The sequence below is a fragment of the Synechococcus sp. UW140 genome (genome assembly GCF_900474295.1).
Classification (GTDB): Bacteria; Cyanobacteriota; Cyanobacteriia; order PCC-6307; family Cyanobiaceae; genus Synechococcus_C.
Genome location: NZ_UCOB01000012.1, coordinates 17,889 through 36,926 on the forward strand (window position 1 = coordinate 17,889; position 19,038 = coordinate 36,926).

Annotated in this window: 19 protein-coding genes; 13 read left to right on the forward strand and 6 right to left on the reverse strand. The window is 61.5% G+C overall.

All coding sequences use genetic code 11. The features are described 5' to 3' along the window. Positions 1-56 precede the first annotated feature (56 nt). The 3 genes from DXY10_RS04265 (at position 57) to DXY10_RS04280 (ending at position 3,982) form a co-directional block, all read left to right on the forward strand. Positions 57-1,475, forward strand: coding sequence for a TolC family protein (locus tag DXY10_RS04265; protein ID WP_115016700.1), 1,419 nt, complete (start codon positions 57-59; stop codon positions 1,473-1,475). A gap of 172 nt (positions 1,476-1,647) precedes the next feature. After that, the gene (gene mutT, locus DXY10_RS04275) at positions 1,648-2,856 is read left to right on the forward strand and encodes an 8-oxo-dGTP diphosphatase MutT (protein ID WP_115016557.1); all 1,209 of its coding nucleotides are present in this window, start codon (positions 1,648-1,650) and stop codon (positions 2,854-2,856) included. A 64-nt stretch (positions 2,857-2,920) separates the two neighbouring features. Beyond that, positions 2,921-3,982, forward strand: coding sequence for a carbohydrate kinase (locus DXY10_RS04280; protein ID WP_115016702.1), 1,062 nt, complete (start codon positions 2,921-2,923; stop codon positions 3,980-3,982). An 18-nt stretch (positions 3,983-4,000) separates the two neighbouring features. Here the strand turns inward: DXY10_RS04280 and tsaE are convergent, their stop codons facing one another. Next, a complete protein-coding gene (tsaE, locus tag DXY10_RS04285) occupies positions 4,001-4,519 on the reverse strand; it encodes a tRNA (adenosine(37)-N6)-threonylcarbamoyltransferase complex ATPase subunit type 1 TsaE (protein WP_115016559.1) in 519 nt (172 codons plus the stop codon). Here tsaE and ahcY point away from each other — a divergent pair. Both ahcY and DXY10_RS04300 read left to right on the forward strand, forming a co-directional pair. Continuing rightward, positions 4,518-5,948, forward strand: coding sequence for an adenosylhomocysteinase (gene ahcY / locus DXY10_RS04290; protein WP_115016561.1), 1,431 nt, complete (start codon positions 4,518-4,520; stop codon positions 5,946-5,948). The genes tsaE and ahcY overlap by 2 nt on opposite strands. Positions 5,949-6,228: 280 nt before the next feature. Beyond that, a complete protein-coding gene (locus DXY10_RS04300; RefSeq protein WP_115016565.1) occupies positions 6,229-6,888 on the forward strand; it encodes a DedA family protein in 660 nt (219 codons plus the stop codon). 62 nt (positions 6,889-6,950) lie between these two features. Here DXY10_RS04300 and DXY10_RS04305 read toward each other — a convergent pair whose 3' ends face one another. Further along, on the reverse strand, positions 6,951-7,343 hold the full coding sequence (locus DXY10_RS04305) for a single-stranded DNA-binding protein (protein ID WP_115016567.1): 393 nt from the start codon (positions 7,341-7,343) through the stop codon (positions 6,951-6,953). 146 nt (positions 7,344-7,489) lie between these two features. Between DXY10_RS04305 and DXY10_RS04310 the strand changes: the two genes are divergently transcribed. From DXY10_RS04310 to DXY10_RS04340, 7 genes are all read left to right on the forward strand, one after another. Continuing rightward, positions 7,490-8,542: a rod shape-determining protein gene (locus DXY10_RS04310; RefSeq protein WP_115016569.1), complete on the forward strand. Its 1,053-nt coding sequence runs from the start codon at positions 7,490-7,492 to the stop codon at positions 8,540-8,542. Between the two features lie 4 nt (positions 8,543-8,546). After that, positions 8,547-9,290 carry a rod shape-determining protein MreC gene (mreC, locus tag DXY10_RS04315; RefSeq protein ID WP_115016571.1) on the forward strand — a complete coding sequence of 248 codons (744 nt, stop codon included), beginning with the start codon at positions 8,547-8,549 and terminating at the stop codon, positions 9,288-9,290. Continuing rightward, complete coding sequence (locus tag DXY10_RS04320; protein WP_115016573.1) at positions 9,290-9,796, forward strand: rod shape-determining protein MreD; 507 nt, start codon at positions 9,290-9,292, stop codon at positions 9,794-9,796. Before mreC ends, DXY10_RS04320 begins: the two co-directional genes overlap by 1 nt. A gap of 59 nt (positions 9,797-9,855) precedes the next feature. Next, positions 9,856-11,145: an ABC transporter substrate-binding protein gene (locus tag DXY10_RS04325; RefSeq protein ID WP_371411118.1), complete on the forward strand. Its 1,290-nt coding sequence runs from the start codon at positions 9,856-9,858 to the stop codon at positions 11,143-11,145. A 91-nt stretch (positions 11,146-11,236) separates the two neighbouring features. Continuing rightward, positions 11,237-12,049, forward strand: a complete 813-nt coding sequence (rpaB, locus tag DXY10_RS04330) for a response regulator transcription factor RpaB (RefSeq protein ID WP_170955696.1) — start codon at positions 11,237-11,239, stop codon at positions 12,047-12,049. Between the two features lie 59 nt (positions 12,050-12,108). Beyond that, on the forward strand, positions 12,109-13,608 hold the full coding sequence (lysS, locus tag DXY10_RS04335) for a lysine--tRNA ligase (protein WP_115016575.1): 1,500 nt from the start codon (positions 12,109-12,111) through the stop codon (positions 13,606-13,608). A gap of 29 nt (positions 13,609-13,637) precedes the next feature. After that, on the forward strand, positions 13,638-13,901 hold the full coding sequence (locus DXY10_RS04340) for a hypothetical protein (RefSeq protein WP_006042532.1): 264 nt from the start codon (positions 13,638-13,640) through the stop codon (positions 13,899-13,901). Between the two features lie 6 nt (positions 13,902-13,907). On the opposite strand, the gene DXY10_RS04345 is transcribed toward DXY10_RS04340, so the two are convergent. The 4 genes from DXY10_RS04345 to egtB all read right to left on the reverse strand — a co-directional run bounded on the left by DXY10_RS04345 (position 13,908) and on the right by egtB (position 16,855). Further along, a complete protein-coding gene (locus tag DXY10_RS04345) occupies positions 13,908-14,393 on the reverse strand; it encodes a hercynine metabolism protein (RefSeq protein ID WP_115016577.1) in 486 nt (161 codons plus the stop codon). Beyond that, on the reverse strand, positions 14,393-14,638 hold the full coding sequence (locus DXY10_RS04350) for a hercynine metabolism small protein (protein ID WP_115016579.1): 246 nt from the start codon (positions 14,636-14,638) through the stop codon (positions 14,393-14,395). The genes DXY10_RS04345 and DXY10_RS04350 overlap by 1 nt, the downstream gene beginning before the upstream one ends. Before the next feature lie 4 nt (positions 14,639-14,642). After that, a complete protein-coding gene (gene egtD / locus DXY10_RS04355) occupies positions 14,643-15,554 on the reverse strand; it encodes an L-histidine N(alpha)-methyltransferase (RefSeq protein WP_115016708.1) in 912 nt (303 codons plus the stop codon). A 98-nt stretch (positions 15,555-15,652) separates the two neighbouring features. After that, the gene (gene egtB / locus DXY10_RS04360; protein WP_170955697.1) at positions 15,653-16,855 is read right to left on the reverse strand and encodes an ergothioneine biosynthesis protein EgtB; all 1,203 of its coding nucleotides are present in this window, start codon (positions 16,853-16,855) and stop codon (positions 15,653-15,655) included. Between the two features lie 115 nt (positions 16,856-16,970). Between egtB and DXY10_RS04365 the strand changes: the two genes are divergently transcribed. Next, the gene (locus DXY10_RS04365; protein WP_115016581.1) at positions 16,971-19,037 is read left to right on the forward strand and encodes a protein kinase; all 2,067 of its coding nucleotides are present in this window, start codon (positions 16,971-16,973) and stop codon (positions 19,035-19,037) included. Position 19,038: the final 1 nt, after the last annotated feature.

Consider the following 19,038-nt stretch of genomic DNA (forward strand, 5'->3'; position numbering starts at 1 on the left):
TAGGGTAACGCCGTTTTTGGGTGGCTCCGCCCCATCTCCCTGACAGCTGCAACGGCATGCTCCGACGACGGTTTCTGGTTTCCCTGCTACTAGCTGCAGTCGCCGCGCTGCCGGCCCGGGCGGAACCACTCGCCCTCAGCCTGGAGCAAGCGCTCGAGCGCGGCATGGAAGCCTCCCTGGCTCTGAAGCAGACAGATGCCCACAAAGCCGGCACCGCTGCAGACGTGGGGATCAGCCGCAGCCTCTTTCTGCCCAAGCTCGATGTGGTGGGGCTGGGCAGCTGGGCCCAGGTGGGCAGCTCGATCGGGTTCATCTCCAACCTGCCCACCATTGGTGATCTCAACGTCAATCTCCGCGGCGACGGCTATGCCGTGATCCAGAACAGCTTCGGCAACATCGGCCTGGCCCTTAGCTATCCGCTGATTAATTTCGAGCGTGGACCTCTGTTGGCGGCCGCCCAGGCCCTGGATCAGGCCGCGGACGTGCGGGTGCAGGAACAGCGGCGACAAAGCCGTTTCGCAATCACAAACGCCTATCTCAATCTGCAGCTCACAGAAGCGCTGATCCCCGTGTGGCAGCGCTCGATCGCCCTGTCGACAACCCTGCTCAAGGATGCAGAGGCCCTGCTTGACGGCGGTCTTGGCGCGCGCATCGATGTGTTCAGGGCCCAGGCGCTGCTCGCCTCGGATCAGAGCGGCCTGAGCGCTGCCCGCTCGGAGCAGGCGATCGCCGCCAGTGCCCTGGCCAGGCTGCTGGATCTTCCCGCCGAACAGACGCTGGAAGCCAGCGCTCCCCTGCTGGCCGCAGCCCCCTGGCCGCTCGACCTGCAGGCCTCGGTGGAGGCTGCCACCAGCAACCGCCCCGCCCTGGATGTGATCCGCCAGGAGAGGGCGGCTGCGGAAGCGAAGGTGCGCGCCGCTCGCGGCACCATGCTGCCGCGCGTTGGGCTGCTCGTTGGTGGAGGCATCAATGGCGACAACCTCAGCCTGCCGGTACTTAACGGCAGCAACAGCATCGGCAACGTGCCCGTGGCCGGTGAGGTGTCGCTGCCTGGGGTGAGCAGCAGCGGCAGTGCTAGCGGCAGCTTTTACGACTACGGCGTGCTGCTCACCCTGCGCCAACCGCTCTTCGACGGTGGCCTGTCGGCCCAGAGTGCAGCCCTGGCCGAGAGCCAGGTGCAGGAGCAGCGTCTGCTGTTGAAGCAACGTGAGCAGGTCATCATTCTGGCCGTGGAAAGCTTCTGGCACACCCATCGCAGTGCCGCTGAAACGATGCAGGCCTCGCGCAAAGCCGTGGTCGCCAGCGAGGAAGCAGTCCGCGATGCCCAGCTGCGCTACCGGGCCGGCATCGCTCCGGTCACGGAGCTGCTGCTGGCGCAGCGGGATCTGCAGGCCGCCCGCAGCGCTGAAGCAACCGCCATTCAGCAGTGGAATCTCAGCCGGGCTGGCCTGGAGCTGGAGACGGGGCAACGCTGAACAGCCTGGTCGTCACGACAAAGTGGCTTTGAAGCTTTAGGCCGATCGTGCAGTCAGAGCAGCCACAACATCAACACCCCCGACTACCGCCGGCACAGATTGGTCGGATCCTCCAGAGCTTGGGTTTGTCGGCCAAGCTTCTGGGCAGTGACCGGGCTTGGGTTGCTGCCTGATGGGTCAACGAAGCAGCGCCGAGCATCGCGACCTCAGCGCGCTAGCGCCTGAGCTCAGTCAATCCCTATTGGCCTGGTGGGAGCTTCACGGCCGGAAGGACCCTGCGCTGAAGCCTTGGATGTTCACAAAGGACGGCAGGTGGCCCGAACCCCATGAACACCTCAATGTCCTGGAGTGCTGGATCGCCGAGGTGATGCTGCAGCAGACCCAGCTACAGGTGGTGCTTCCTTACTGGACGGCCTGGATGGAGGCCTTCCCGAGGCTCGAGGTCTTGGCTGGAGCGGATGAACAGGCGGTGCTGTTGCGCTGGCAGGGGCTGGGCTATTACTCCAGGGCTCGTCGTTTGCTTGCAGCAGCTCGGCAGTTGCTCACAGAGTTGAGGCCTGTTGGTGAGGCAGACCCTCAGAGTTGGCCTCAGGAGCTGGATCGCTGGCTTCTCCTGCCTGGGATCGGTCGAAGCACTGCCGGTGGCATCCTCTCCTCCGCGTTTAATAGTCCCCTGGCGATTCTGGATGGCAATGTGCGCCGGGTGCTGGCCAGGGTGATGGCCTATCCACATCCACCGATGTGGCATCAAGGGCTGTTCTGGAGTTGGAGCCAGTCCCTGATCGCTGCCGCGCCGGAGCGGGCCAGGGATCTCAATCAGGCTTTCATGGATTTGGGTGCGACTCTTTGCACGCCTCGCAATCCGGCCTGTGCTTCATGTCCGTGGCAATCGGCTTGCGCTGCGTACGCTTCGGGCAGCCCTGATCGTTACCCCGTGAAAGAAGCTCCCCGCGATGTGCCCTTTCAGGTGATCGGTGTGGGTGTGGTGCTCAATCAAGCTGGCCAGGTGCTGATCGATCAGCGTCTTAACGAGGGCTTGCTGGGCGGGATGTGGGAATTTCCCGGCGGCAAACAGGAGCCAGGTGAGCTGATTGAGGCCACGATTGCTCGCGAGTTGAGGGAGGAGCTGGCGATCGAGGTCACGGTGGATCAGGCGCTCATTTGCGTTGATCATGCCTACAGCCATAAAAAGCTGCGTTTTGAGGTGTACCTCTGCACTTGGTGCTCTGGTGAGCCGCAGCCCTTGGCTAGTCAACAGGTGCGATGGGTGCAGCCCCAAGAGCTCGGGGCCTATCCCTTCCCTGCTGCCAATGCCCGCATCATCGCGGCGCTGATGACCCATCTGGGTCTGCCTGCGTTGGATCAGTCCGTCTCGGGTTGAGTGGTTTGCGCAGTTGGCAGTTGCCAGCCTGCTAGCCAGGCTGCGGGAAGTTAGATGCCAGCTGATGGCCAATCGTGCGGTGTGTGCCCCATGGGTGCTGTGTTTGGGGGAAGCACTGGTTGATCGTCTGGGGCCTTTGGGCGGTGATCCGGCGACCGCTTCACTATCTGACTGCGATGATCGCCTCGGCGGTGCCCCGGCCAATGTGGCCTGTGCTCTGGCCCGTCTCGGCACCCCTGTGGGCTTCCTTGGCCGGCTTGGCGAGGACGACATCGGTGCCAGTTTTAACGAGTTGCTGCGGGATCGTGGCGTTGATCTGAGGGGTGTTCAGGTCGATACCGTGCGCCCCAGTCGGGTGGTGCTGGTGCGCCGGGATGCGACCGGGGAGAGGGTGTTTCAGGGCTTTGCCGGTGACCAGGGCGAGGGTTTCGCTGATCAGGGTCTTGATTGCCAGCAGCTGTCTTTGTCCTGGCCTGCGTTGGCGTCAGCTGCTCGCTGGTTATTGGTCGGCACGATTCCGCTGGCGACGCCCGAGTCAGCGGAAACCCTCCAGTGGGCCATTGAGCAAGTTGATCAGTCGGATCTGCGTTTGGCCTTGGACGTCAACTGGCGGCCCACGTTCTGGGATCCAGCCGCCGATCCCTCTGCAGGACCTTCACCTCAGGCGTTGGCCTCAATGGCGCCTTTGCTCGATCGGGCTTCGTTGATCAAGCTGGCACGGGAGGAAGCGATCTGGGTCTTCAACAGCGACAACCCTGAGGCGATCAGCAAGTGCTTGCCTACCCACCCCGATGTGGTGGTCACTGATGGCGGTCATCCCGTGCAGTGGTGCATCGCTGGCCATGTTGGTGCGATGGATGTTCTGGCCCCGCCAAGGGTGGTGGATACCACCGGTGCTGGGGATGCATTCACGGCAGGGCTGCTGCATCAGCTTCTCGCTCTAACACCCTCGGGCGGTGCCCCTCTGGTTCTTTCTGCAGCTGTGGTGGAGGAAGTGATTCGCTATGCCGCTGCCTGTGGTGCTTTGGTCTGCGCTGGTGCCGGTGGTATTGATCCTCAGCCGTCCGCGGCTGACGTGGAGCATTTCCTCCTGCAAAGTGCAGCGATGGTCTCTGGACTGCGCTGAATCAATCCATCAAGGACTTCATGTCGTGGGCGGGTGAAGGACGGCAGTCCTTCCTTCCCCTGGCCCATGCTCCAATTGGAGCGTCCAAGCGTCCTGACAGTTCAGCTTGAGACGCTCTGGCCACTCCACGACAAGTAAGGCTCCCATCGCTAGAGCTTCCTCTTCTTCCTGCAGAAATAGATCATCGGCCGATTCAGGGCGTTCAAGCCTGTAGAGGTCGAGATGCACCAGGGGGGGCTGACCTTGGGGGTAGTGCTGGGCCAGGGCGAAGGTGGGGCTTGTGATCGGTTCGTTGATGCCAAGAGCGAGAGCGATGCCTTGCACCAGTGAGGTCTTGCCGGCACCGAGTTGGCCCTGAAGCAGCAGCACCGTTCCTGCCGAAAGCTGGCCGGCAAGATCCCGCCCCAGGCGGTGGGTGGCCTCTAGGTCGTCGAGGATCCAGCGGTTGTCTGTAGATTGGTGATCTGGCGAGCCCGAAGCCTCGGCGACTCTGCAGAGATTTCCGTTCACGTTCTCCCCAGGGAGCTTTATAACCATGGTGGCAACACCCACGGCAACGACCGGCCTACAGGTCGCTGATGACTATGTCGTTGCAGATCTGAATCAGGCCGATTTTGGTCGTAAGGAGCTTGACATCGCCGAGACCGAGATGCCCGGTCTGATGGCGCTGCGCACCAAATACGGCACTGAGAAACCTCTCAAGGGTGCTCGCATCGCCGGCTCTTTGCACATGACCATTCAGACGGCTTGTCTGATGGAAACCTTGGTGGAACTGGGCGCTGAGGTGCGCTGGGCTTCCTGCAATATCTTTTCGACGCAGGATCACGCTGCTGCTGCGATGGCAGCCCGCGGCATTCCAGTGTTTGCGGTCAAGGGCGAGACCCTTGAGGAGTATTGGGCTTATACCCACCGCATCCTCGAGTGGGGTGATGGTGGCAGTCCCAACATGATCCTCGACGACGGTGGCGACGCCACCGGTCTTGTGATGCTGGGCAGCAAGGCTGAGCAGGACCTCAGCGTGCTCGACAACCCTTCCAATGAGGAGGAGACCTTCCTGTTTGCCTCGATTAAAAAGAAGCTGGCTGAGGATTCAAGCTTCTATTCACGAACCAAGGCCCAGATTCAGGGGGTGACTGAGGAAACCACCACAGGTGTGGCTCGGCTTTACAAGATGCAGAAGAGCGGTGAGCTTCCCTTCCCGGCGATCAACGTCAACGACTCGGTCACCAAGAGCAAGTTCGACAACCTCTACGGCTGTCGCGAGTCGCTGGTTGACAGCATCAAGCGTGCCACCGACGTAATGGTTGCTGGCAAACAGGCTCTTGTGGTCGGCTATGGCGACGTGGGCAAGGGCTCAGCCCAGTCTCTGCGCGGACTCGGTGCCACGGTTTGTATTGCTGAGGTCGATCCGATCTGTGCCCTGCAGGCTGCGATGGAGGGCTATCGCGTTGTCCGTTTGGACGATGTGGTCGATCAGATGGACATCTTCGTGACCGCCACCGGCAACTTCCAGGTGATCCGCAATGAGCACTTGGTGCGCATGAAGGACGAGGCGATCGTGTGCAACATCGGTCACTTCGACAATGAGATCGATGTCGCCTCCCTCAAGGAATACCAGTGGGACAACATCAAGCCGCAGGTGGATCACATCACCCTGCCCAATGGCAATCGCATCATCCTGCTTGCCGAGGGTCGTCTGGTGAACTTGGGCTGCGCAACCGGCCACCCCAGTTTCGTGATGAGCAACTCCTTCACCAATCAGGTGCTGGCCCAAATCGAGCTATTCACGAAGGGCAGTGAGTACGGAAAGGAGGTCTACGTTCTGCCCAAGCACCTTGATGAAAAGGTGGCTCGTCTTCACCTGGATCGCATCGGCGCCAAGCTCAGCGAGCTGAGCAAAGAACAAGCTGACTACATCAATGTGCCTGTGGAGGGACCCTTCAAGCCCGATCACTATCGCTATTGATCACTGCAGCCCAAAGCGGTTTGCTTTGGGCTTTTTGTTTGGCCAGGTCGCTTGAGCGGCCTGGCTTTTTTGATCTCTCAGGGTCACATCCATCGCCCATGTGCTGATCTGGCGGGAATCGATTGGGCCAGCAGGCTTTGAGCCCTCGCTGGATGCGATCTGCTCGTCGGAGTTTTCGCTCCAGCGGGTCGCTGATGACACTTTTGTGCTCCAAATTGCCCCGGAGCGGTCGGCTCTCTAGGCCAGCTGTGAAACACTGACGACGCCTTCACACCTCTTCATGGGACTGTCGGAACTGATCACCCAGCTGCCTGAGCTGATTAAGCAGGCGGTGGCGGTCAACCCCTTGGCTGGATATGGGGCGATTTTCGCGGCGATGTTTCTCGAGAATCTGTTTCCGCCGATTCCTTCTGAGCTGATCATGCCCCTAGGGGGATTTCTGGTGCAGCAAGGCCAGCTGCAGTTTGTACCAGTGGTGTTCGCCGGTCTGCTGGGAACGGTGCTTGGTGCCCTCCCCTGGTACGGCATCGGCCGAGTGATCAATGAAGAGCGGATTGAGCACTGGTTGGAGCGGCATGGTCGCTGGATCGGCATCAGTCCTGCTGAGCTGGCCCGCAGTCGCCGCTGGTTCAATCGCTTTGGTACCGCCCTTGTGTTTTGGGGTCGCCTGGTGCCTGGCATCCGCACTCTGATTTCAGTGCCGGCAGGGATCGAGATGATGCCGATGGCGCCATTCCTGATCTGGACGACTGCCGGCAGCTTGATCTGGACCTTGCTGCTCACCCTCGCTGGATTCTTGCTGGGAGAGAGCTATAGCAACGTCGAGCTTTGGATCGAGCCTGTCTCCAAGCTGATCAAGGTTGGCCTGGTGATCGTTGTTGTGGCTGGAGGCATCTGGCTGGGTCTGCGCATCTGGCGCCGTCGTCGCTCTGCCGATTGACCCAAGGGGACAATCCCCCTTGGGTCAATCCAGAAGCGCCGGCAGCTGGATCGCGGTGCTGGTCAGAACGGAACTTCTTCGTCGCTGGGGCTGCCACCACCGAAGCCGCCGCCGCCGTAGTTTCCCCCACCTTCATTTTCGCGTTTCGATCCCAGCAGCTCAAGCCTGTCGACCCGCACCACGGGCTTGCTGCGCTCCTCTCCGCTGGTGCGATCGGTCCAGCGGTCAAGTTTGACGCTGCCGATGATGCCAAGCAGAGAACCTTTCCTGACATAGTCGGCGGCTACCTGGGCTTGCTTCCCCCAAATCTCGAGGTTGAACCAGTCCGGTTCGTCGTCGCGACTGCGGCGGTTGACGGCCATGGTCAGGTTGGCAACCATGCTTCCCGACTCGAAGTAACGCACTTCGGGGTCGCGGCCTGCACGGCCCACAAGGGTGACTGAATTGACGCCCATGGATTCCTCCTCTTCGTTGGTTCATGATGCGCCACGGTTTTCGTGGCTGCCTTCAAGGAGTTCCACCCTCCTGTCCGGATGTCTCAAAACGTCCCAGAAAGGTTGGGGAAACGCCCCTATGATTCGCCGAACCTGAGCCTTGTTCCGTGCTTTTTCGTCGCTTCCAGCTGTCCCGCGACATCGGCATCGACCTTGGCACCGCCAATACTCTTATTTACGTTTCCGGCCGCGGCATTGTGCTGCAGGAACCCTCTGTGGTGGCCCTGGATCTGGAACGGGGAGTGCCGCTGGCCGTGGGCGATGAGGCCAAGCTGATGCTCGGCCGCACCCCAGGCAATATCAAGGCCGTCCGGCCCCTGCGCGACGGGGTGATCGCTGATTTCGATGCGGCTGAGCAGATGCTCAAGACCTTTATCCACAAAGGCAATGAAGGCCGAGGCATTGTGGCCCCCCGTTTGGTGGTTGGTATCCCTAGTGGGGTGACCGGTGTGGAGCGCCGCGCTGTCCGGGAGGCGGGCCTGGCCGGTGCGAGGGAAGTGCATCTGATCGATGAGCCTGTGGCCGCTGCCATTGGAGCCGGGCTGCCCGTGACTGAGCCGGTGGGCACGATGATTGTGGACATCGGTGGCGGCACCACCGAGGTGGCCGTGCTCAGCCTCGGCGGCACCGTGCTGAGTGAGTCAGTCCGCGTCGCGGGTGATGAGATCAGCGATTCGATCGGTGTTTACCTGAAGAAGGTGCACAACCTGGTCGTTGGCGAACGCACGGCGGAGGAGATCAAGATCCGAATTGGTTCTGCCTTCCCTGACAACGAGTTCGACCAGACGGTGATGGACGTGCGCGGCTTGCACCTGCTCTCGGGCTTGCCCCGCACAATTCAGCTTCAGGCTGGTGACCTGCGCGAAGCAATCGCTGAGCCCCTCAACGTGATCGTTGAGGCCGTGAAGCGCACCCTGGAGCGCACGCCACCCGAGCTGGCTGCTGACATCGTTGACCGCGGCATCATGCTGGCCGGTGGAGGTGCGCTTGTGCGTGGCATCAGTGATCTCATCAGCCATGAGACCGGGATTTTCACGCACATCGCTGAAGACCCCTTGCTGTGTGTGGTGAACGGATGCGGCCAGGTGCTTGAGGACTACAAGCGTCTTCAGCGGGTGCTCGATACTCCCGAATACGTGCGCAATACCGTGACGGCCTGATCGGATGGCGGCCTCTCAGTGGCCAGCCGGTCCCCGTTGGCGTGGAGGGCGTCGGCTCTGGCCATGGCTAGCCCTCCTGGTTGTTTTGGCACTTGTTCGCTGGAGCAAGGGTGCTGGTTTTGTTGATGCTTATGCCTTGCTGAGTCGGCCGTTCTGGCCGGGTTCAGCTCAGAAGGAGTGGTTGCAGTCAGCGGGAACACTGGAGCAGAAGGCCCAGCTTGAGTTACTTCGTCAGGACAACGCCCGCTTGCGCGATTTGCTTGAGCTCAACCGTGGTTCGGGGGCTGGTCAGGTGGCGGCGCCGGTGATCTCCCGCAACGCAGCCGCTTGGTGGCAGCAGCTGGAACTGGGGCAAGGCGCTAGCGCTGGCCTCGCGACTGGTGATGCGGTCATTGGCCCCGGAGGTTTGATTGGCCGCGTTCAGAGCGTCACCCCCACCACCGCCAGGGTCAAGTTGTTGACAGCACCTGGCAGCAAAGTGGGTGTTTGGGTACCTCGCACGCGCCAGCACGCCTTGTTGGTAGGGGTTGGTACCGCCCGGCCGCAGCTGCGTTTCATCGACAAGGACATCAAGGCGCGTCCCGGTGATCTGGTCAGCACGTCTCCAGCGAGCACCCTGCTTCCCCCCAACCTTCCTGTCGCTGTGATCCAGTCGCTCAACAGCCGCGCCGTGCCAGCACCGAAAGGGGTGGTGCAGCTAATCGCTGCTCCTGAGGCAGTGGACTGGGTGCAGGTGCAGACCCGCTGATGGCTCGTTTGCATGCCCAGCCGATCTGTGTGGCCTCGGCTTTGGCTATCCCCATGCTTGTCCTCGCCCAGCCGGCTTGGCTCACTCTGTCTGGAGTGGGGCCGAGTTGGGCGGTGTTGTGGTTGCTGCCTTGGGCCCTGGTGGATGGACCCGTTTCAGGATCGATTGCCGGTGCCGCCATCGCCCTGGTGCTTGATGGCCTTGGGGTTGATGGCCTGACCCAACTGCCGGCTCTGGTCTTATTGGGGTGGTGGTGGGGCCGATTGGGGCGTCGGGGACGACCGATTCAACGCAGCCTCAATCTTGGCCTGCTGGCCTGGATCGGGGCCATGGTGGTTGGCGTCAGTCTCTGGCTGCAGTTGCGTTTAGTTCAGGGACTTGATGCGCCACTGCTGCAGCACTGGGCCTGGCATCTCTGTCTCACCCAGGCGGTGATCACTGGCTTGCTCGCACCGATGCTCTCCTCGTGGCAGCTGCTGGTTTGGCGGCGGCGTTCTCGGGCATGAGCGGTCACCATGACGGCATGCAAACGCTGAGGACGATGCACTGGGATCGGCGACTTCGGATGACGTTGATCGCCGCTGCTCTGGCCGGATCCTCGCTGCTGGCAATCGGTTGTCGACCCCAGCCGCGAGCAGACCAACCACTCCAGCTGTGGACATTGCAACTGGCGCCGAAATTCAATGCCTATATGGATGGCGTGATCAAGGCCTGGACGTCCGATCACCCCGATGCGCCGGTGCGTTGGACTGATCTGCCGTGGGGTTCGGTGGAGCGCAAGCTGCTGGCGGCTGTATTTGCTCGGACAGCGCCTGATGTCGTGAATCTCAATCCTCCTTTCGCGGCCAATCTCGCCAGCAAAGGGGGACTCACTGACCTCACCCCGTTGTTACCGGAGGGTGCTGCAGATCGCTATCTGCCATCTGTGTGGAGAGCGGCTCGCGATCCCCAGGCAGGACAGATCGCGGTGCCTTGGTATCTCACAGTGCGGCTGAATCTCGTCAACCAGGGTTTGTTGCAGCAGGCGGGGCTCAAGCAACCGCCGCAGCGTTGGCAGGATGTGCCCGCTTTCGCCCGCGCGATTCGAGAGACAACCGGGCGCTATGCCCTGTTTGTCACCGTGGTTCCGGATGACTCTGCCGAGTTACTCGAATCGCTTGTGCAGATGGGAGTGACCTTGCTGGATGATCGGCAACGCGCCGCCTTTGCAACGCCGGAGGGGAGGCAGGCCTTTGCCTTCTGGGTGGATCTCTACCGCCAGGGGCTGCTACCCCGTGAAGTCGTCAGTCAGGGCCAAAGCCGCGCTGTTGAGCTTTATCAAAGTGGCGCATTGGCGTTGTTGGCCAAGGGTCCGGAGTTCTTGCGCAGCATTCAGACCAACGCACCCCAGGTGGCCGCTGCGACGAGAGCTCATCCACCCCTTACCGGAGCTGATGGCACTGCCAATGTGGCCCTGATGACTCTGGCGGTTCCCCGCCAGAGTGCCCGGCCCCGTGAGGCCCTGGCCCTGGCGCTTTTCCTTACCAATGGGCCCAATCAGGCCCGTTTTGTGCAGGAGGCTCCAGTGTTGCCGTCGTCGCTGGAGGCCCTTGCTCAGGTGCGCGCTCAGTTGGAGGCGGCCCGTCCGGAGGGTTCTCAGCAGGCCCAGTTGCGTGAAGCTCGCCTGTTATCTCTCGCCACTCTGGAGCGGGCTCGGGTGCTGGTGCCGTCTTCGCCAGGGATCAAGCGCCTGCAGAGCATCATCTACACCCAGTTGCAGCGGGCGATGTTGGGCCAGATTAGTAGTGATCAGGCCGTGGAACAGGCTGCGCTGGAATGGAATCGCTACGCCGAAGCCCGCTGGCCAGAACATTAAGAGAACCGAAAGTCTGACGGTCTCTCGGCGATTACTCCCGGTTTTGTCTTCGCGGAAGGGTAGGGTTGCGATTCTTCATGGCGGCGGTCGCATGGCCGAGAGCGGGTCCTCCAACCCGAAAAGCAGCGAAGCAGCGAAATCCCACGCTCCTGAATCGCCGCAAGCCACGATCCTTGTGGTCGACGACGAGCCCGCGGTTCGTCGCGTCCTGGTGATGCGTCTCCAGTTAGCGGGTTATCGAGTGATCTGCGCCGAAGACGGCGAGCAGGCCCTGGAGATGTTCCACAACGAGTCGCCAGATTTGGTGGTGCTCGACGTGATGCTGCCCAAGATGGATGGCTTTGCGGTTTGCCGGCGTCTGCGAGCCGAGTCTTGTGTGCCGATCATCTTTCTCTCAGCTCTTGAAGCGATATCTGAGCGCGTAGCTGGTCTTGACCTTGGCGCCGACGACTATCTGCCCAAACCTTTCAGTCCCAAGGAGCTCGAAGCTCGAATTGCCTGCATCCTGCGCCGGGTCGGACGCGGTTCGGCCACAGCAGAGCCCCGGGAAATTCCTGTGGGCCAGGGCGTGCTCCGGGTGGGTGATCTGGTTGTTGACACCAATCGCCGCCAGGTCAGTCGCGGCAGTGATCGCATCTCGCTCACCTATACAGAATTCAGCCTGTTGGAGCTGCTGTTTCGCGAGCCTGGCAGGGTTGTTCCCAGGGCTGAGATTCTGGAGCAGCTCTGGGGTTATCCGCCTCGTCGGGCGGCAGATCTCCGCGTTGTTGACGTCTACGTCGCCCGTTTGCGCGGCAAGCTTGAGCCTGATCCGCGCAATCCCGAACTGATTCTCACGGTTCGAGGCATTGGCTATGCCTCCCAACGCATGGGTGAACTGCCTCAGGTTGCCGTCAACGCCTAGCGATTGTCTTCGCTTGGGCCCCTGCTCGGGCAGGATGGCGCCCGACTGACTGCTTCGTTGTGTCCGATCTGCGCGAGACCCGTCTTGAGAAGGCGAATGCCCTACGCGAGATGGGTCAGGGGCCCTATGCCCTGCGCTTTGCACCCAGCCATCGCACCATTCAGTTGCAGAAGGATCACGCGGATCTCCCCAAAGGAGAAGAGCGTGCGGTTGAGGTGGCTGTCGCCGGTCGGGTGATGACCCGAAGGGTGATGGGCAAGTTGGCCTTTTTCACCCTCGCCGATGAAACCGGAACGATCCAGCTTTTCCTAGAGAAATCATCCCTTGGCGATGCTTTTGCTCAGATCACCAGCTTGGTGGATGCTGGTGATCTGATCGGTGTGGAGGGCATCTTGCGCCGCACTGATCGGGGTGAGCTTTCGGTGAAGGTGAGCGGCTGGCAGATGCTCACCAAGGCGCTGCAGCCCCTGCCGGACAAGTGGCATGGCCTGGCGGATGTGGAGAAGCGTTACCGCCAGCGTTATCTCGATTTGATCGTCAGCCCCCAGTCGCGTGAAACCTTTCGGCGACGTGCCCTGCTGGTGAGCGGCATCCGGCGTTGGCTGGATGAGCGATCGTTTCTGGAGATCGAAACGCCGGTGTTGCAGTCGGAGGCGGGTGGTGCGGATGCACGCCCCTTCATCACTCACCACAACACGCTTGATCTTCCCCTTTACCTCCGCATCGCCACTGAGCTGCATCTCAAGCGACTGGTCGTGGGTGGCTTCGAGCGCGTTTACGAACTCGGGCGCATCTTTCGCAATGAGGGAGTTAGCACGCGTCACAACCCTGAATTCACCACGGTGGAGGTGTATCAGGCCTATGCCGATTACAACGACATGATCGAGCTCACCGAGGCGATGATCGCCTCGGTGTGTGAGCAGGTGTGCGGAGACACCAAGATCAACTACCAGGGCACGGAAATCGACCTCACTCCGCCTTGGCGCCGCGCCACCATGCATGAGTTGGTGCAGCAGGCCACGGGGCTCGATTTCAACACCTTTTCCGACCGGGCTGCGGCCGCAGCGGCAATGGAATCGATCGGCTTGGTTGTGCCTGAGCAGGCCGACACTGTCGGAAGGCTGCTGAATGAGGCATTTGAGCAGAAGGTGGAAGCGACGCTGATCCAACCCACCTTTGTGACGGACTATCCGATCGAGATCTCTCCGCTTGCGCGCAAGCACCGCAGCAAGCCTGGTTTGGTGGAGCGTTTTGAGCTTTTCATTGTTGGTCGTGAAACGGCCAATGCATTCAGTGAGTTGACCGATCCACTGGATCAGCGTGAACGTTTGGAGGCCCAGCAAGCGCGCAAGGCGGCTGGAGATCTGGAAGCCCAGGGCCTGGATGAGGACTTTGTGAATGCGCTTGAGATCGGCATGCCCCCCACCGGAGGCCTGGGGATCGGGATTGATCGCCTCGTGATGTTGCTCACGGATAGCCCCTCGATTCGGGATGTGATCGCCTTCCCTCTGCTTCGTCCGGAGAGCCGTACTGACGTTTCATCCCCTCAGCATGGATAATTAAGGTTCAGTGGCAGGGTCCTCTTCCAATGAGTGGTGAGCGCGTAGGTTTCCGCTTCAAGCACGCCGATGCGGTGGTCAAGCGCAATCCCCAGGGGCGGTCGCGCCGGGGTTGGGTGATGGAGCCGGTTGAGCAGACCACCAGTCGTGGCACCAAGATGCCCGCCTATCGCATCCGCTGGCGCGATAGCGAGCGCCCTGAGATCGTGCTTCAGCACATGCTGATTGCCGATCCGGATCCCACTCCGCCGCCCGAGAATGTGAGCCTCGAGCCCCCCGCTCCCAAGGCCTGAGCACGGTCAGGTGAGGCCGTTCTTACGCCTCAGCTCCGCGAGTTCTTGTTCCGCTTCAAACAATGCCCAGTCCTCATTGAGTGATCGATCAGGGCTGGCTTTTTGATCGTCGGCCCTCAGTTGGCTGAGTTGGTGTTCCACCGTTCGGAAGTTGGCTCCAAGCGTATCCAGTTCACCCCAGAGCTCACGGCCCTGTGCCATCAGGGTCTGAACGTGTTGATCGGCTCGCTCTGCTAGGGGCTGGGCTCCGGCATCACGGGCTCTTTGGCTGCGTGCGTTCCAGTCACGAACGTCGCTGGCCAGGGCTAAAAGTTGGCGGCGCAGGTCTCTTGCTTGATCCTGAAGTTGTTTGAGGCGGGTCTGCAGGCCACGCTGGCGGTCCTGCAGATGTTGCTGCTGCAGTAAGACGTTCTGGTGAGGATTGGCGCGCAGAAAGGCATCCAATCGTTGCTCGAGGCTGCGCTCGAGTTCATCAAGCCAGGAGGGTGCCATCAGTCGACGGAGTCGGGGCTGGCGTCGGGGGCTCGTGTGATCAGCGGTGCTTCGATCTCCTGCCGCAGTGGGGTGATTGCTGCATCACGGGAGCGCAGCAGCAACTGGGTCAGTCGGGCGACAGAGCCTTCACCCAGTTCCAGTCCGCCCAGGCGTTCAAACGCCTGGGCATAAAGGAGCTCAAGGTCTTCGATCAGCGTCTCGCGTTGGCTCCGGATCGTTTGGCGCTGTTCTTCTCTGCTCATAACGTCATTCTGCTGCTGTCAGCAGATACAAGGACAGGCTTTCGTCCGGATCATGCCAGCGATCCAGCATGCGCCAACCTGCTGCAGCCGTCAGCGTCTTGGTCATGGCGGGGTTGTACTTCAGGCTGTATTCGGTCACCAAGGGTTCCCTGGCCCTGAACGACCAGGATTGGTTGGCAATGGTCACACTCTGTTCACAGCGGCTCACCAAGGCCATTTCGACCCGATTGTGTTCCGGTTGCCATTGAGCTCGGTAGATGAACTGGTCGGGTTGGAAGTCTGCGTTGAGGTCGCGATTGAGGCGATGCAGGAGGTTGCGGGCGAAGGCGGCGGATACTCCCGCTGCATCGTCGTACGCCGCTTCCACGATCGAGGCTGGTTTGGGGTGATCGAGGCCCAGCAGCAGTGGACCGCCGTCCAGGATGTGGCGAAAGCGGGTGAGCAGTTGCACAGCCTCTGTGCGGTTGAAATTGCCGAGGGAACTGCCCGGGAAAAAGCCGAGTCTGCGTTGGTTGTTGAGGAGCGGATCGGGGGGAAGCGCCTTGAGTTGGCTGTGGTCGCAGCAGATCCCGAGCATTGGAACCTGGGGGTGGAGCTGCTGCAGGGCCTGAGTCGCCTGGCTGAGATGGTTGGCGCTGATGTCGAGGGCGACATAGGCCGCTGGTTGAAGGGCCGTGAGCAGGGGGCCCACCTTGCGGGCGCTGCCCGCACCGAATTCCACAATCACGCCGGGTCCAAGGGCTGCGGCAATCGCATCCGCGTGCTGTTCAAGCAGAGCGATTTCCGTCCGAGTGAGTCGGTATTCGGGCTGTTCACAGATCTGGTCAAACAGCCGGGATCCTTCCGCGTCGTAAAGGAGCCAGGCCGGTAGTTGCTTGGGGTGGCAGCCCAATCCCGCCTGCACCAGCTTCAGCATGTCGGTGGCGGGGGGATGCAGGTCGATCAGCGTGATCGGTGCTGTTGTGAGGGCGTTCGTCGCCTTCGTGCTGCCACAAGTAGCGGAGCTGGTCATGGTTATCGGGCGAGGCGAATGCCAGCTGCCATCCAGCGGCTCGCCGGGGCAAAGAAATTGCGATAGGTCAGACGGGCATGGCTCGCTGGGGTGAGCTGGCTACTGCCGCGAAGCACGAATTGGGAGGTCATGAATTTGCCGTTGTATTCCCCCACTGCACCTGCTGCTGGTTGAAAGCCGGGATAGGGACGATATGGGCTGGATGTCCATTGCCAGAGCGTGTCGTGGCTTTCTTCCAGGGCATCTCCATGACTGTGGGCCGCTATTTCCCATTCCGCTTCGCTGGCAAGCCGCAAGCCAGCCCAGCGGGCGAAGGCATCCGCTTCAAACCAGCTGAGATGGCGGACCGGTTGGTGGGGATCCAGCGGTCGGCGACCAGCGAGGGTGAATTCTGAGCTCCAGGCTGTGTCGGGGTGGTCCTGGCGCCAGTAGCGGGGCGCTTGCCAGCCACGCTGCTGGCAGACCGCCCAGCCCTCACTCATCCAGAGTTCAGGTCGTCTATAGCCGTCATCGGCAATGAAGTGTTGGTAGGCCTCGTTGCGCACCAGCTGGCTGGAGATCGCGAACGGTTCCAGCCAGACACGATGACGGGGGGCCTCATTGTCGAAATGGAAGCCCTTAGGTTCGATTGCGTCGCAGCTGGCACCGATTTCGACTAGTCCACCTGGATGCTCGAGCCAGCGGCACGGCCTTGAGCTGGTGGCTGATGCAGGTGCCCAGCAGGGGTTGTAGCTGGGTTCCAGGGGCTGACGGCTGAAGCCGTCGAGCAGATCCATCAGCAGCAGTTCTTGATGTTGTTGTTCGTGCTGCAACCCGAGTTCGATCAGCTCGCAGTAACGAGGATCGTCTCCCTGGTTGAGAAGTGCTTCAAGGGACGCATTCACCCGCTGGCGCCAGCGGCTGATGTCCTTCATCGGTGGTCGGCTGAGTAAACCGCGATCAGGCCGGGGTTGACGCGGTCCGACGGTCTCGTAATAGGAATTGAACAGATACCCCCAGCGCGGATCCGCACTGCGGTGCTCCGGCTGGAACGGTTTCAGGACGAAGGTCTCGAAGAACCATGTTGTGTGCGCCAAGTGCCATTTGGGTGGACTGGCATCTGCCATTCCTTGCAGGCAGAGATCCTCTGGCTCCAAGGGGGCGATCAGTGCTTCGCTCTGATGGCGCACCGTCAGCAACCGTTGCAGCAGGGTGCTGGAGGGCATGGACTGAGGTGTGTTGGGGCAGACCCTAGGGAGATCTAGCCAGCCCTGCAGACACCCACAGATGGCGGTGAACCCATGACACTGCCCCTAGCATCGGCCCACTGCTTGGGAGGCGATGGTGATCGGGTCTGTGCTCGCGGAGCGCTACCGCATCGATCAGCAGCTCACGTCGGTTGATGCGGCCGATCACCCCACACCACAGGGTCTGCTTTGGCGAGGTGCCGATCTCTTGGCTGCAGAAGCACCTGTGGCCTTGCGGCAGTTGTTGTCGCTCTCCTCCCAGCAGCGATTCCGCCAGCTCTGGCCAGCGATGCAACAAGTTCTGCATCCCCAGATCCCTCGTTTCGGTGGCTTGCTCGAAGAGGGAGGTTCCCTCTGGCTCGTGCGTGAGTGGCAGCAGGGAACTACCTTCGATCACATTCAGAAGCAACGCGCAGACCGTCAACTGGTGTTCGGTCCTGGTGAAGTGCTGCTGTTGCTGAGGCAGCTACTTCCAGCTCTTGCGGTCCTCCATGCCACGGATCTGGTGCATGGTGATATCAATCCCAGCAACCTGCTGCGTCGGGATCAGGACGGCATGCCAGTGCTGCTCGATTTTGGTCTGCTGCAGAGCCAGCGAGACCAGCCAATGTCTGGAGCAACGGCTGCTTTTGCACCCCAGGCCCAGGGCCGCGGCGAGCCTGCAGCGGCCTGGATGGATTTGCACGCCCTTGGGGTCACGGCCTTGGCTTTGCTCACTGGTCGTAGGCCTGAGGAGCTGCTGGATCCCGTTGGTCAGGCCTGGAGCATTCCCGATGGTCTCGCTTTGGATTCGAACTTTCGCGAGGTTTTACATCGCCTGTTGAGCGAGCGTTCGGGTGAGCGCTTCGAGCAAGCGACAGAAGCTCTGCGGGCTCTGCAGGCGGTCGTGATGCCCGAGTCCACCGGGCCAATCGCGCGGGCTGAGCGCACCTTGGTGTTGGCTCCAGCCACTGTGCCGGAGCGCGATAGGCCTGTCACATCACCTGATCTGCCGCGGTTGGATCGAGGCACGCCTGAGGAAGACCGTGATTCGTCAGTTGCAGCAGCCCCTGATGGGGGCCGGCGTGCCCGCCCCCGTGAGCATGAACGTCAGCAGGCGGCCGAAGGTCGGCTCTGGCCTGTGGTGGCGGCTTTGCTTCTGTCGGCAGTGGTGGGAACGGCGATCGGCTGGTTTCTGCTGACCCGGGGCACGACACCTGGTGCCGCTCCCTCCACCGATCGGGATCTGATCGGTCGGGCACCGCAGGCCAGTCTTCCGCCTGCGGAAGTGGATCAGCGCCAGCAGCTGCTCAGTCGTCTTCGGGCTTTGCAGGTGGATCGCAGTTGGTTCTTGAAGTTGGTGGATGACAGCCTGCTGGCTCGCTATCCCGAGCGCAACGGTCGTCTGCCTGGGGATGCCCTTGAGGATGCGCCGCTGCGTCGCGTCTGGAATGAGTTGGCGGAGGAATGGCTGGCCAGAGTCGAGCAGTTGCCCCCTGTTCTGCGGGCTCGCCTTGGACGCCTTAAGGCGGTTGACTGGCGCAAGCAGCGAGATCTGCTCACTGAGCAGGGGGTGGATGCCCAGGTGGTGGAGCAGTTGGTGACGGCTTCGGCACAGAATCTCCTGCCCGGGGTGGCGATCGGAACCAAGCCCCCAGAGCCCTATCGCCAGTTGTGGTTTGCCGCGGCGATGCGCAGTCTCGATAATGTGCGCATCGAAACCCTCACGGCCCGGCCACGGCAGCCCACTGTGCTCTCCAGCCGAGTGAAGGCCGGGGGAGCTCGGTTGATCTCGATCAAGGTGCCGAAGGGCCGACGGTTAGTGCTGGGCATTAACGGCACGCCGCTGATGCAGATGACTGTGTATGGAGCCAATGGTGATGTGGCAGCGCAACGGGGCCCGCTTCGGGTGGTGACGCTCCCGCCGGATGCGGGATCGCCCGTTCAGGTGCTGGTGACCAATGAAGGGGTGTCATCCGGTGTGCTCACCCTTTCTTGTCGTGCGGATTGGCCTGCGCCCAAACCCTTGCCGGCTGTCGATCCTGATCCCATTCCTGATTCAGCTACCGGTGTTAGCGGCAGCATCGATGCGGCGCCTCAAGCTCCGGGCCCGCGTCCTGCCGTAGCTCCACCGGTTGATCCCGTTGAGCCTGCTCCTCCCGTCGACACGACTCAGCCTTGAG

Bases quoted from the DNA above. Each gene is read 5' to 3' on its own strand.
- mutT (WP_115016557.1), top strand. From the start codon at position 1,648: ATGGGTCAACGAAGCAGCGCCGAGCATCGCGACCTCAGCGCGCTAGCG.
- DXY10_RS04340 (WP_006042532.1), top strand. From the start codon at position 13,638: ATGAGTGGTGAGCGCGTAGGTTTCCGCTTCAAGCACGCCGATGCGGTG.
- DXY10_RS04280 (WP_115016702.1), top strand. From the start codon at position 2,921: ATGGCCAATCGTGCGGTGTGTGCCCCATGGGTGCTGTGTTTGGGGGAA.
- DXY10_RS04325 (WP_371411118.1), top strand. From the start codon at position 9,856: ATGACGTTGATCGCCGCTGCTCTGGCCGGATCCTCGCTGCTGGCAATC.
- rpaB (WP_170955696.1), top strand. From the start codon at position 11,237: ATGGCCGAGAGCGGGTCCTCCAACCCGAAAAGCAGCGAAGCAGCGAAA.
- DXY10_RS04365 (WP_115016581.1), top strand. From the start codon at position 16,971: ATGGTGATCGGGTCTGTGCTCGCGGAGCGCTACCGCATCGATCAGCAG.
- egtB (WP_170955697.1), bottom strand. From the start codon at position 16,855: ATGCCCTCCAGCACCCTGCTGCAACGGTTGCTGACGGTGCGCCATCAG.
- DXY10_RS04265 (WP_115016700.1), top strand. From the start codon at position 57: ATGCTCCGACGACGGTTTCTGGTTTCCCTGCTACTAGCTGCAGTCGCC.
- DXY10_RS04305 (WP_115016567.1), bottom strand. From the start codon at position 7,343: ATGGGCGTCAATTCAGTCACCCTTGTGGGCCGTGCAGGCCGCGACCCC.
- ahcY (WP_115016561.1), top strand. From the start codon at position 4,518: ATGGTGGCAACACCCACGGCAACGACCGGCCTACAGGTCGCTGATGAC.
- tsaE (WP_115016559.1), bottom strand. From the start codon at position 4,519: ATGGTTATAAAGCTCCCTGGGGAGAACGTGAACGGAAATCTCTGCAGA.
- DXY10_RS04320 (WP_115016573.1), top strand. From the start codon at position 9,290: ATGGCTCGTTTGCATGCCCAGCCGATCTGTGTGGCCTCGGCTTTGGCT.
- mreC (WP_115016571.1), top strand. From the start codon at position 8,547: ATGGCGGCCTCTCAGTGGCCAGCCGGTCCCCGTTGGCGTGGAGGGCGT.
- egtD (WP_115016708.1), bottom strand. From the start codon at position 15,554: ATGCTGAAGCTGGTGCAGGCGGGATTGGGCTGCCACCCCAAGCAACTA.
- DXY10_RS04350 (WP_115016579.1), bottom strand. From the start codon at position 14,638: ATGAGCAGAGAAGAACAGCGCCAAACGATCCGGAGCCAACGCGAGACG.
- DXY10_RS04345 (WP_115016577.1), bottom strand. From the start codon at position 14,393: ATGGCACCCTCCTGGCTTGATGAACTCGAGCGCAGCCTCGAGCAACGA.
- DXY10_RS04300 (WP_115016565.1), top strand. From the start codon at position 6,229: ATGGGACTGTCGGAACTGATCACCCAGCTGCCTGAGCTGATTAAGCAG.